This window comes from Devosia sp. RR2S18 (assembly GCF_030177755.1).
In the GTDB taxonomy this organism is placed as follows: domain Bacteria; phylum Pseudomonadota; class Alphaproteobacteria; order Rhizobiales; family Devosiaceae; genus Devosia; species Devosia rhizosphaerae.
Genome location: NZ_CP126539.1, coordinates 1372721 through 1384962, shown reverse-complemented (window position 1 = coordinate 1384962; position 12242 = coordinate 1372721). Strand labels below are relative to the sequence as shown.

General features: G+C 59.0%; 14 protein-coding genes. 7 read left to right on the top strand and 7 right to left on the bottom strand.

From position 1 onward, the window contains the following. Positions 1–10: 10 nt before the first annotated feature. A complete protein-coding gene (locus tag QOV41_RS06730; RefSeq protein WP_284580365.1) occupies positions 11–796 on the bottom strand; it encodes a glutaredoxin in 786 nt (261 codons plus the stop codon). Between the two features lie 47 nt (positions 797–843). On the opposite strand from QOV41_RS06730, the gene QOV41_RS06725 reads away from it, so the two are divergent. Both QOV41_RS06725 and QOV41_RS06720 read left to right on the top strand, forming a co-directional pair. After that, positions 844–1248 carry a MerR family transcriptional regulator gene (locus QOV41_RS06725; protein ID WP_284580364.1) on the top strand — a complete coding sequence of 135 codons (405 nt, stop codon included), beginning with the start codon at positions 844–846 and terminating at the stop codon, positions 1246–1248. 556 nt (positions 1249–1804) lie between these two features. Continuing rightward, positions 1805–2548, top strand: coding sequence for a class I SAM-dependent methyltransferase (locus QOV41_RS06720; protein WP_284580363.1), 744 nt, complete (start codon positions 1805–1807; stop codon positions 2546–2548). Positions 2549–2553: 5 nt separating this feature from the next. Here the strand turns inward: QOV41_RS06720 and QOV41_RS06715 are convergent, their stop codons facing one another. After that, on the bottom strand, positions 2554–2958 hold the full coding sequence (locus QOV41_RS06715; protein ID WP_284580362.1) for a VOC family protein: 405 nt from the start codon (positions 2956–2958) through the stop codon (positions 2554–2556). Beyond that, entirely contained in the window at positions 2955–3398 is a 444-nt protein-coding gene (locus QOV41_RS06710) for a GNAT family N-acetyltransferase (protein ID WP_284580361.1), read from the bottom strand. The genes QOV41_RS06715 and QOV41_RS06710 overlap by 4 nt, the downstream gene beginning before the upstream one ends. Before the next feature lie 139 nt (positions 3399–3537). Here QOV41_RS06710 and QOV41_RS06705 point away from each other — a divergent pair, with 139 nt between their 5' ends. The 4 genes from QOV41_RS06705 to QOV41_RS06690 all read left to right on the top strand — a co-directional run bounded on the left by QOV41_RS06705 (position 3538) and on the right by QOV41_RS06690 (position 5915). Beyond that, positions 3538–3786, top strand: a complete 249-nt coding sequence (locus QOV41_RS06705; RefSeq protein ID WP_284580359.1) for a hypothetical protein — start codon at positions 3538–3540, stop codon at positions 3784–3786. 84 nt (positions 3787–3870) lie between these two features. Next, entirely contained in the window at positions 3871–4818 is a 948-nt protein-coding gene (locus QOV41_RS06700) for a hypothetical protein (RefSeq protein ID WP_284580358.1), read from the top strand. Positions 4819–4878: 60 nt separating this feature from the next. Beyond that, the gene (locus QOV41_RS06695; protein ID WP_284580356.1) at positions 4879–5388 is read left to right on the top strand and encodes a MerR family transcriptional regulator; all 510 of its coding nucleotides are present in this window, start codon (positions 4879–4881) and stop codon (positions 5386–5388) included. A 329-nt stretch (positions 5389–5717) separates the two neighbouring features. Further along, entirely contained in the window at positions 5718–5915 is a 198-nt protein-coding gene (locus tag QOV41_RS06690; protein WP_284580355.1) for a hypothetical protein, read from the top strand. A gap of 176 nt (positions 5916–6091) precedes the next feature. Here QOV41_RS06690 and QOV41_RS06685 read toward each other — a convergent pair whose 3' ends face one another. The 4 genes from QOV41_RS06685 to QOV41_RS06670 all read right to left on the bottom strand — a co-directional run bounded on the left by QOV41_RS06685 (position 6092) and on the right by QOV41_RS06670 (position 10235). Continuing rightward, entirely contained in the window at positions 6092–7141 is a 1050-nt protein-coding gene (locus QOV41_RS06685; protein WP_284580353.1) for a LacI family DNA-binding transcriptional regulator, read from the bottom strand. 26 nt (positions 7142–7167) lie between these two features. After that, on the bottom strand, positions 7168–8667 hold the full coding sequence (locus QOV41_RS06680) for a tripartite tricarboxylate transporter permease (protein ID WP_284580351.1): 1500 nt from the start codon (positions 8665–8667) through the stop codon (positions 7168–7170). An 18-nt stretch (positions 8668–8685) separates the two neighbouring features. Then, complete coding sequence (locus QOV41_RS06675) at positions 8686–9105, bottom strand: tripartite tricarboxylate transporter TctB family protein (protein WP_284580350.1); 420 nt, start codon at positions 9103–9105, stop codon at positions 8686–8688. An 83-nt stretch (positions 9106–9188) separates the two neighbouring features. After that, a complete protein-coding gene (locus QOV41_RS06670; RefSeq protein WP_284580348.1) occupies positions 9189–10235 on the bottom strand; it encodes a type 2 periplasmic-binding domain-containing protein in 1047 nt (348 codons plus the stop codon). Between the two features lie 255 nt (positions 10236–10490). Here QOV41_RS06670 and araD point away from each other — a divergent pair, with 255 nt between their 5' ends. Beyond that, positions 10491–12233, top strand: coding sequence for an L-arabinonate dehydratase (gene araD / locus QOV41_RS06665; RefSeq protein WP_284580347.1), 1743 nt, complete (start codon positions 10491–10493; stop codon positions 12231–12233). Positions 12234–12242: the final 9 nt, after the last annotated feature.

The window sequence follows — 12242 nt, the reverse complement described above, 5'->3', positions numbered from 1 at the left end:
GGGTGCTGTCTTACATCGCATGGCCGCCGGCCGCGAACCCGAAGGCGGCAAGTGCCATCCAGACTGCCATGGCAATCATCATCAGGTTTTCGGTCAGTGAGACGAAGCCAAGCGGCACGTTGCTGGAGCCGCCGACGCAGGCACATTTGAGTTCACGCTTGTCAATGTAGACGGCCTTGAACACCGACACTGCGCCAATGGTGCCAATGAAGAGCGCAATCGGAACTGACAGCCAGGTCAGAGCGCCAGCAATCATCAGCACACCCGCGGCCGCCTCGGCATAGGGATAGATGTAGCTGTAAGGCACCCAGCGTTTCGCCAGGAGATCGTAGTTCAGAAACATGGTGGCGAAGCTCTCCACGTTCTGCAGTTTCAGCAGGGCCAGTGTCACCATCGAAAAGCTGATGAACCATTCAAGGGCACGTAAGGTGAATGGCGTCCCGGCAACCGCATAGCTCACCGCGCCCGCCATCAAGGCGGTCAGCACGAAGAGTACGACCACCGGGCGGTACGTTGTCGCCTTGGGATCAACTACCCGCTTGCCCAAAAAACGGCGCAGATCGTCGTAGCCGCCGACCCGTTGGCCATCGATGAAGGTCTGGGGTGTGGTGGCAACACCATGCTCAGCCTTGAACGCGTCGGTCTCTTCGCGGGTCGTAAGGTGGTGATCCTCGACCTTGTAGCCTGAGCGCTCGAGGAGGTCCTTGGCTTTGAGACCATAGGGACAGGTGTGATTGGGCATGACCATCCGATGAAGGACGGCGGTCTTCTCCAGCGATGCGTTCTTGTCCAGCATTTCTCGTCTCCTTGAAACTTCGCTGGTCCTGATATAGCGTCTGTACCATGGTACAGAGTCAAGAGGGGTATACCCTCACCATCGGAAAACTTGCTGCCTCGGCTGATGTCGGGGTTGAGACAATCCGCTTCTACCAACGCAAAGGCCTGCTTGAGACCCCAACGCGTGACGGAGGCTTTCGGCACTACGGCCGCGAGGATGTTCGCCGCTTGCGGTTCATCCGGGAGGCGCAGACGGCCGGCTTCACCCTCGAAGAGATTGGGGAGTTGCTGGAGCTCGACGCCGGCGAGGACCGGGGTCGAGCCCGAGAACTCGCCAGAGAGCGGATCGAAGGGCTCAACAGGAAGATTGCTGATCTCCAGCGAGCGCGAGACTCGCTGGAGCGCCTGGCCCATGAGTGCGCCGAAGGCACTGAAGGCCCCTGCCCGATCCTGTCTTCGTTCAAGCTCTGATCAGGCCGCAAGCGGAACTAAGGTGAAGAGCATGGATTGTTCCAGGGATTGGGCCTGAACTTCATGGAAGGTTTCTGGTGTCTGACGGGTCGTCGTTGTACGTCTATGTGTTCCGCGGGCCAGGGCAGCATCTCGGCTTTACTGCCGATAGCGATGGAAGTGGTCTGCCCATCCATGCAGGACCATGGTCTATCCTCACACGGCTTCTGATGTCTCCGCAGGATGAACCCAGGCCTCTGGTTCACTCCGCTAAGGAATGCCTGCAGGAAATCGAGATGCATGGCTGTTACATCACGGACGGGCACAGAGCGGTCACTGACGCACTTACCGCCTAGTGCCAGCGCAGCCGTTACTTTCAATCTCCGGTCGATCCCAGGTGCTAGTGCAATGGCCCTGACCGACACGGATGATTGGAATGCAGTTGCCGCACGATGCTCGATTGGGTCTCCCTGAATCCGCACTCCGCCGAAGACTGAGGGATGTTGGTGACTTTCCGCTGCATCGCATCCTTGCCGCCGATCCAAGGCTCCGCTCGATTTCTTTAGAGCTCAATCAGATGCTTGCCTTGGGGGCCGCGCGAGAGGCGCTTCACCGCAAGGAACATTGGGTAAGCCTGCTCACATCTGGCATGGTCCGCTACATCACCGAGCAGTTTCAGTTCGTGGACTTGAGGGGCCAAATCGCATCCTTACGCCAGATCTACCGGGACTTCCTCGAGCATTTGGCCGAGGAGCCAGAAGAGGCGGTTGAACGCCACCACGGCCGGCTCCTTGAATGGACCAGGACACAACTTGCTGTTGTGGGGGCTCTCGAGCTGGTGCGCGGAACAGGATTTCGGCCTGTCTGCTCGAACTACTCCCCGGAGCTGCAGCTCCAAGTGCTGGGCATCCGATCTGAAGAGATAAAGGAGCCTGTCCTCGATCTTGGATGTGGGGACGGCAGCTTGGTACGTTATCTTTGCGACCGTGGCCTTACCGCTACTGGCATCGACCGCAACGCACCAGATGGACTTTTGAGCGGGGAGTGGTTTGACGCCCCCCTCGGTTCCGGACAATGGGGCACGATTATCGCGCACCAGTCGGTTTCGCTGCATTTCCGGAGCGCGCACCATGCGTCTGCCTCCAGAGCGAGCGACTACGCCAGGCTCTACCTGCGGATTCTTCATGCCCTGCGGCCGGGCGGTCGCTTTCTTTACGCCCCCAGCTTGCCGTTCTTCGAGCATGTGCTGCCGAGCGAATTCCTGGTCAGCCACAGTAGCGCCTTCCCGGGTGCCGAGAGCACTATGGTGACAAGGATCTGAGCGGGTCAGTCGGTCATGATCTCCAGTTTGAGACCATCGGGGTCCAGGAAGAAGACGGCGTAGTAGTTACCAGGATAGTCCGGATATGGTCGAGGCGCCTCGAGAACAGCAAATCCACTATCGCACAACCATGTATGGATCTGATCAACGATAGCGCGGTCGGCCACACGGAACGCCAGATGGTGAAAACCGGGCTGATAGAGGGTGTGGCTTCTGGACGCCGCTTCCCCTTTGGCTTGATAGAGCAGGATCTCTGGCTGCCCAATGAGTTCCCATGCTGCCAGCGTGGCGGAGGTCAGCACGTTGCGGTAGCCCAGCATGGACAGCAAGGGAACGTAGAACGTGATTGCCTTCTCGAGATCGCTGGTGGTGAGCGCCAGGTGATGTATTCGCGTCCCCGCCGCCGTCATGCTCTTTCAGGCCTTGCCAGTCGAACCAGCTCCAATGGACGTCCTTGGTCGTCTTTCTCGCGCCTGCCAGTCTCAGTGAAGCCGAGACGCTGATAAAACGCGAGAGCCCCCCGGTTCAAGGCATAAACCTCCACCTCCAGTCTCCCCTTCAAGCTTGCGGCATGCTCAATCAGAACGCGGCCAACACCCTGTCCGTGTGCTGAAGGTCGGACGAAGAGCCCGCCGACGAAACAGTCGAGCAGTCCGATGAAGCCCAAGGGCTCCCCAGCCTCGACCGCCACCCAGTTCTCGGCCTTGGGGAGATAGACGTCACGGACAAGGACCTTCTGTTCGCGCAAATCTTGTTCACTGAGGAAGGGGTGACCGACGCGCGACGCTTCGAGCCAGATGTCGACCAACCCCTCTCGGTCGCTGGTGGTGTAGGGGCGGATGGTAAGCAATGAATTCTCCCTATTTCCTTTGTGAGCGGCAGTCAGCTTTAAAACGCGCACCCGGATCTTGTGTGACTTACATCACAGAACCATGCGGGATGCTCCTGCGATCATTCCCGAGGTTTTTTCCGCAACTTCTGGGATACACATGATGACCACACCCGCACTCGAAGCCCCCGCCTCGCCGCCGACCACCGAACTGGGTTGGTTTCTGCTTACTACCTTGGGGCTGGTTTTTGCAGTGGGTGGCACGATTGCCGCTCTTGGACTTCAGCCCGAAAGTTCAGCCTATCCAGTATTCTATGCGGCGCTTGTTGATGGCATCGAAACGCTGCCGCACGTCCTTACGGGCCCGCAGCTTATTCAGTTCTTTTCCCATAAAGCCCGCCCAGCTTAATTCGCGCTGGAGAATGCGTTTTCTCCTGTGACATGTCGAGGGACCAAAGGTGCCAAGGATAATCGGGGGGATTATATCTAGGGTATGGACACTGATTTTGAATACGACGTCGCATTCAGCTTCAATCAACAAGATGAGGCGCTGGCCCTGCAGCTAAACGATATGCTGTCGGACCGGATGAAGACGTTCATCTACACGGAGCGGCAAAAGGAGATCGCCGGCCGCGATGGTGTGGAGGCGTTCTCGGACGTCTATGGCAGGAAGGCACGAATTGTTGTCGTCTTCTACCGGAAGGAGTGGGGCGAGACCAAGTGGACCACGGTCGAGATGAACTCGATCCGAACTAGGGCTTTCGACAGCGGATACGACTTCACCCTCTTCATTCCCACCGAAGAAAAACCGACGATGCCGTCGTGGGTACCAAAAACCCGCTTGTACTTTGGTCTCCCCCGCTTCGGACTTGAGGGGGCGGCCGGAGCTATCGAGCATCTGGTCACGGAGGCGGGTGGGCGTCCCCACGAGGAAACGCTCGCTGACCACGCGGCCCGAGCGGCTCGTGCAGCTAAGTTCAAGCAGGAGCAGAAGCAGTTCCAGAATAGCGATACAGGCGTGAGGGCTGCTGCCAAGGCGTATGCTGATTTCGGGGCCGCGCTGCAGTCGAAGGCTGAGGAGATCAAACCGCTCGGTCTACGCGTCGAGTTCAAGCAAACGGACACCTACTTTATCGCGTCGCTGTACCCCATACATATGATCTGTAACTGGTGGGCCTATTACTCGAACGTCATGGAGGACGTGACGCTCAACATCACCTGGAACCTAGGGTTTCCTCAAGGCATCCCGGGGTTCTGGGGCAGCCCCGACGGACATCGCACCCTTCAGACGAAGAAGTTCAGCTATGGCCTCGTGCGGCCTGGCGTTGAAGCTTACTACCTCAAGTCCGAACCCAACCGTGATTGGAGCCCTGACAGTCTCGCCGATCACGTATTGAAGGTGCTCATCGACGTGCAAGCGCGCAACAAAGGTCGCGATTAGGCATGCTTGACCCTGAATGTGGCATTTGCTATAGCATTTGCTACATTCATGGAGTTTGCTATGAGTAACCCGTTTTTTGAGAAGCTTGATCACCTGATCTATACCGCTGGCGACGTACAGCGCATGCTCCCGATCGAGCCATCGCGACTACAGATGCTCGTCAAGCGACACTTCCCTACGATCGCCGCGCGTGAGGGCCGCAACAGGCGGTACTCGCCGCGCATGATTATCTGGGTTTCTCTTACTAGCCAGCTGATGGACCTCGGCGTTTCGGTGAGCACTGCTGCACATACAACGCAGTTCGCTTTCGGCGGTAGTTTGGACTTGATGTACTCTCGCCTCGCCGATGAGGACATCGAGCAGATCAAACGCATTGCACGGACTTACGCAGTTGCTCACCCTACGACCATGCCTGGCGAGCCCCCACAATTCGGCCTCGTTGACATCGAGCCACAGTGGACCGGCGGATGGGCTTTGATGATCCCGCTTGGAATGCATCTGATCGAACTGGGTAATCGATTCAACGCCGGCCGGTCAGCCGAGCCGGGCCCCACAGTTCAATGGGCGTGAGGTCATCCCAACACGAATCTGCAGATGGCTGAATGTCACATGCTAGCTTAAGGGTGACGGCAAGTTTCAGCTGAACGACCAAAATGGGGCGGCTTCAGACCCTCGTACTCGTCGATCAGGCCAGAGCCTGCGCGTCCGGTTTTAGGAAGTCAAGACGCGCTTCATAGCGGCCGAAATGGGGCGCGAAGATGCCGTTCCCAGTTGGAGAAGCCTCGAGGGGGAACTTCATCACCCGATAACAAGTTCAACGTTCTGGTAAAGATCAGGTGACATTAGGAACTGCCTTTCCGGTGAGCCATTTAGGCCCAACCTCATCAGCGGGCAAGAAGATGGACAGCTACAGAAAATCCGAACTGGACCGGCACAATTCAACCGAAGCTCCTCCCAACATCACGGAACTTACCGAGAAGGTGATCGCCGCTCTCGAAGACGACATGCGCCGGGAGCGAGCTGCTCTTGTGTTCTCCCGAGTGCCGGAGGCCCATATTGCCTCCGCGCAAGATCGGCCTGGTAGCATCTTCCTCTGAGCCGATGTGCCGGTGCAGTAACAGCACGAACTGGGGTTCGCCGCCCCGACGCAGAACGCAGCCATAGAGACGCGGATATGTTCCGAGGAAACCAAGGCGGCCTCAATGGGGAGATCTGTTTGCAGAGGGCGAGTCCGATGAGCATCGCACGGCTCAGATTTCTCCACTGCCGAAGCTCAGGCAGAGCCACGCTTGACGATCTCGAAGCCGATGTCATGAACTGGAGCCGTCGCCTGCCCTGACGGTTTGAAGCGGTTGATCAGTGCGTCGGCTGCCGCGCTGCCTAGAAGGTCCCGGTCCACTCGCACGGAGGTCAGTGCCGGCTCTGTGTAGGCGGCAAACTCCTGGTCGCCGAAACCAATTACAGCCAGTTCGCTCGGGACCCCCACGCCTCGAGCTTTCGCCTCGACCAAGATACCTTGCGCGAACTGATCCGAGCTACAGAAGACAACCGAGCCCCTGCTGTCTCCGCGTTCGATCAACTGCAACGCGGCCTCACGCCCAGTTTTCAATGTGGCTGATCCTGCGACGTCAACTTTGACGACGCTCTCGCCACCGCGTTGATTGAACCTGGAGATGAAGGCATCCCGCCGACGCTCGGCTCTTTGATCGGCAGCGGTGATCGTGGCTGCACGTCGATAGCCACTCTCGAACGCGAAGTCCGCTGCAGCCGCACCCGCTGCAGCATGAGAAAAGCCGATGCAGACATCAATCGGCGTTTCCGTTACGTCCCAGACCTCGACCACCGGAATCCCCGCGCCCATCAGCATGCGGCGGACGCTCGGACTGTGATGAACTCCGGTCAGCAGCATGCCGTCGGGACGGCGCGAGAGGAGAGCCGCAACAACTTCCTCCTCCCGCTCCTGAGAGTGGCCGGTCTCCGAGAGCATGATCTGGTAGCCATGGCCGCGCATGATCTCGGAGAAGGCATGCAGCGTGCTTGAATACACGACGTTGGTGATTGAGGGGACCAGAGCTGCAATCAGGTTGCTCTTGCTGGAGGCAAGGGCACCCGCCAGTGCATTGGGCACGAAGCCGGTGAGCCTAATCGCCTCCTTGATACGCTGGAGCGTCTCGGCGGACACCTTCGAAGGGTCAGAGAGCGCACGGGATACTGTCACCTGCGACACCCCCGCCAACCTGCCGATATCGGCCATGGTGACACGGCCGCTGCCGCTTGCCTGGCGATCGGCCGAAGGGAGGCGATCCGAGGCGGAGGAAGTCATGTGAGCAAGTCTCCAGGCATTTCGGGCTAGATCTTCTCCGCCATAGCCTTCGACCTGCGCGCCATCAAGATCGACCCAACCACCGAAGCGACGATGAGGACCCAAAGAACCACGGCAATCCAGCTCTTGGTGAAGAAGATGGTCAGATCACCGAAGGACTCAAGGCTTTTCACGAAGTAGATTTCCGCCGATGGCCCGAGGATAAAACCAATGATGAAGGGCGCTATCTCCAGCCTGATCTTGATCGCCAGCCAGCCGAAGATGCCAAAGATAAGAAGGGTCCAAACGTCGAACATGATGCCGTAATTGATCGTGTAGGCGCCGATCACGCACATCATCAGGATGACGGGATAGAGAATGTACTTGGGAACCGTCACCACCATGGCGAACCACCGGATCGCGAAGTACATCATGATGAACATGGCGACGTTCGCAATGATCATCGCGACAATCATGGCGTTCCAGGTTTCCGGGTTGTTCCCGATGAACAATGGACCAACCTGCACGCCTTGGAGAGCGAAAGCACCGATCAACAGAGCCGTCGTGGAGTCTCCGGGGATGCCAAGCGACAGGAGTGGTACCAGCGCCCCGCCAGTCAACGCGTTGTTGCCGGCCTCTGTCGCTATGATCCCCTCGGCTGATCCCTTGCCGTATTCCTCGGGGTGCTTCGAGGTAGTCTTTGCCGCCGTATAGGAAAGGATCGACGCCGCCGAGCCGCCCACACCTGGCAAGATGCCTATGAACGTGCCGATGGCCGAGGACTGGAACAGGTTTCGCCCCTGCCCTTTGAGAACCGAGAACGAGAAGCGTGATTGTGCGCCAACCTTGATCTCGCTGGCGGTCTTCGCTCGCGGCATGCCCTTCTCAGCTTCCTCCAGGATCGCGGCGAGGCCGAAGAGAGCGATCAGCACTGGTAGAAGGGAGAAGCCGCTGTCCAGCCAATACTCGGTACCTGGAGGGATTAGACGGTAATGCCCATTGCCACCGTCCGTCACGTCGTACACTCCGATCAGGCTGATGAAGATCCCAAGGAAACCAGAGAAGATGCCGAGGAGCATATTGCTGGAGAGGGCCGCCATGACGGTAAGTGCAAAGAAGATAATCAGGAACTTCTCCACGTAGGAAAACCGAATGGCGAAATCCGCCAGGGCAGGCGCAAAAAAGTAGAGCGCTATGAGGGAAAAAAGTCCGCCGACCAGCGAAGCGATGATGCTAATGCGCAAAGCCTTTTCACCTTCGCCCCGCTGAGCCATCGGATAGGCGTCAAAGCAGGTGGCGATAGAAGATGGCGTACCGGGAATTCCCAGCAGCACAGCTGGCACTGTCCCTCCCGAGATGCCACCGACATAAAGCCCAAGCAGCAGTGCCAACCCGTTCTCAAGTCCTAGCGAATAGGTCAGTGGCAAACAAACCGCGACCGCCATGGTGGCTGTCATGCCGGGGATAGCGCCGAAAATTATGCCGACAAAGGTCCCGCTGACGATCAGCGCGACAAAGAGCGGCGAGATCAGGCTGAAGATATCCATCACCTAGTCAGCTCCAGCTTACGGTAGCGTGAGAAAGAAGATGTCACTGAGGAGCCACCAAACGAGCAGAGGGCCAACCAGAGCGACAACAAGGACCGGCACCATCTTCCGCCATGTGCGCTCATGCATGAACAGGATGGCAGCGAGGGCAACGAAAGGAATGGAGCACAAAAGAAAACCCAGACCGGTGTTGGGCCAGATTTCGCCGATAGGCACCATCAGCAGAAAGTAAACTACGGTAAGCGCGAGAGCACCGAGAAAGCGCAGCTTGTCCATCTCGGCAAAGGTCCTGCGCCACATCGTGGCGGAACCCAGAATGGCGGCCCGCTCGACGATCAGGATTGCCAGACCCAGCAACAGCAGAATGGCCCCGATGAGTGTCGGAAAAACCAGATGCGATGTTGCGAAATCGATCTGCACACGGGTCAATTCACCCATTGCCACCTCCTTGTTCGACACGCTGCCAAGATGGGATCCAAGGCTGTTGCCCGGACCCCATCCTTGGGAGACTGCCTCGTGGACTATTCGACCTTGAGCTGCTCGATGATACCGGCAACCGTGTCACGCTTGTCGCTCAGGTGTTCGAGCGCCTCATCCCGCGGCTGGAAGTTGGGGATGAAGAAGGCTTCGGATTGCCGCTGCTGGATCTCGCCCTCAGCGTAGATTTTCTCAAGTGCGGTATCGATGGCGTCCATGATCGCCGGGTCCATTTCCTCGTTGTAGAGGAGGAAGAACTCCTTATCGAAGGCGAAGTCGTCCGTCCCGTCCAGCGTCACACTGGTGGCCGGGCTCGCATACTGCAGGAACTCCTCGCGGGTGGTGTCACCCATACCCGCTTCAGGAGCCTGCTCCAGCGTCTGCGGCCGTGCCGTGATCCAGACGAAACGCATCGCCTTGGGATCGTCCGCGCCGAGCTGGGTGAACTGCTCGTTGGCCTGGATCGAGCCGTTGATCACATCGGCCAATCCGTCCCACATGGCCTGGTTCTTGTCCGCCTGTGAGCCGGTGTTCACCGCAACGATATTGGCTTCCGAGCCGGGAGAACGGACCCGAGCCGCATTTTTCATTGCGGTGAAGCCAATTTCGGAAACACCACCGGGTTGGATGGCGACCCTTACCTGCGTGCCAGCCTCGGCGGCATCCAGGATGTCCTCCATGGTCTGGTAAGGCGAGTCCGCCGGCACGAGGAACGAGTCACCGGGATTGATGGCGACTGTCGGACCGATGATGAAGTTCTCGAACGGATCGTCGTTGCCGGGAACACCGTAGAGGTGGGACAGATAGATCTGGTCATGGTGCAGCATGATGGTGTTGCCGCGAGTGTCTCGTGCCAGCGCCTTGAGGCCCTCACTGGTACCCACCGGATCTACCTTGATATTAACGCCGAGCTGCTCTGAGAGCGCCTCCGCCACAATGGATGCGTTCTGGTAGGTATCCCCACCAGTCGAGGTCGAGCCGATCACCATACGGATGTTGTTGGGCAGGTTCTGCGCGGCAGCAGCCAAGGGCTGGGCCGCAATGGCCATGGCGCCGATGGCGACGACAATCATTCTGCGAGTGAGTTTCATTGATTCCTCCCGTGCCGCGCTGCTCGCGGCGTTTCCGGATAATGGCGGACCGCACCTGCGCCCACCACCTCGATCACATCTTTTGAATGCGCATACATAGTCATGCCGACGGCTTCCCAAACTGTCAACCCCGTCCAAGGCCACGCACCTTCACGGCAGTATTATGGACTAATTGGGCAGCGGAGAGTTCGCGCAGAGCTGGTTGACAGAACCCGATGGATACGCATACACGAAAGGGAACTTGGAGGTGACCCGATGAAGTTTGGCCATAAGAAATCGGTGGACGCCCTGCGCTCAGCACGTTGGTTTGCCCCGGACGATCTGCGCAGCTTTGGTCACCGGTCCCGCCTGATGCAACTCGGCTTTTCCGAGGAAGACTTCATGGGCAAGCCGATAATCGGCATCCTCAACACTTGGTCCGAGCTCAACTCTTGCCATGGGCATTTCCCGCAGCGCGTTCAGGACGTAAAGCGCGGCATCGCCCAGGCGGGCGGTTTCGCGGTGGAACTGCCCACCCTGTCGGTGGACGAGAGCTTCACCAAGCCCACCTCAATGCTCTACCGCAACCTCCTCGCGATGGAGACCGAGGAGATGATCAGGTCGCATCCACTGGACGGCGTAGTACTCATGGGCGGTTGCGACAAGACCACCCCGGGCCTGGTGATGGGCGCCCTTACCGCCGGCCTGCCAATGATTTTTCTGCCAGCCGGCCCAATGTTGCGCGGGCACTATGCCGGAACCACACTGGGCTCGGGTTCGGATGCGTGGAAGTACTGGGACGAGCGTCGCGCGGGCAATGTTTCGGACGAGCAGTGGCGGGGGCTCCAGGGCGGCATTGCTCGCTCTGCCGGGGTGTGCATGACGATGGGCACGGCCTCAACCATGACGGCGATCACCGATGCCATGGGCCTTACCCTGCCCGGTGCCTCGTCCATTCCTGCGGTGGATTCGGGGCATTCACGCATGTCCTCGGCTTGCGGGCGTCGTATCGTTGACATGGTCTGGGAGGACCTTACGCCTGAAAAGATCGTGACGGATGCTTCCATCCGGAACGCTGCCGTCGTCGCAATGGCGACGGGCTGCTCGACAAACGCGGTTGTCCACCTCATCGCGATGGCCCGACGGGCTGGCGTCGCCCTGTCCCTCGACGATCTCGATGCGCTCGGCCGAACCACGCCGCTGATTGCCAATGTCCGGCCATCCGGGAAGGATTACCTGATGGAGGATTTCTATCAGGCGGGGGGCTTGAATGCTCTGATGAAGCAATTGGGGGATCGCCTGGATACAAGCTGCGTGACGGTGACGGGCAGAACGCTGGGCGAAAACATCGAGGATGCCCAGGTGTACAATGATGATGTCATTCGTCCGCTGTCCAATCCGGTCTATCACGAAGGATCGCTGGCGGTTCTGCGCGGCAATCTCTGCCCCGACGGCGCGGTGATCAAGCCGGCTGCATGCGACCCCGCCTACCATGTGCATCAAGGTCCCGCGCTGGTCTTTGACAACTATCCCGACATGAAAAAGGCCGTGGACGACGAAAACCTCGACATCACGCCGGAGCACGTCATGGTGCTGCGCAATGCCGGCCCTCAAGGTGGACCCGGCTTTCCCGAATGGGGCATGCTGCCTATACCCAAGGCGCTGCTCAAGCAGGGGCACCGCGACATGCTGCGCATCTCGGATGCCCGAATGTCAGGCACCTCATATGGCGCCTGTGTTCTCCACGTGTCTCCGGAGAGCTTCATTGGCGGCCCGCTCGCCTTGCTCCAGACCGGTGACATTGTGCGGCTCGACCTGCCCAACCGCCGGCTCGACATGCTGGTGTCCGAAGAGGAGCTGGCACTCCGACGTGCCGCCTGGCAGCCACCTACCCCCAGGTTCGAGCGCGGCTGGGGGTGGATGTATGCCCGCCACGTGACCCAGGCCGACAAGGGGTGCGACTTCGACTTCCTGGAGCGGGACTTCGGTGCCGCTGCCGGCGAACCCGACATCTATTGAGGGGGACAA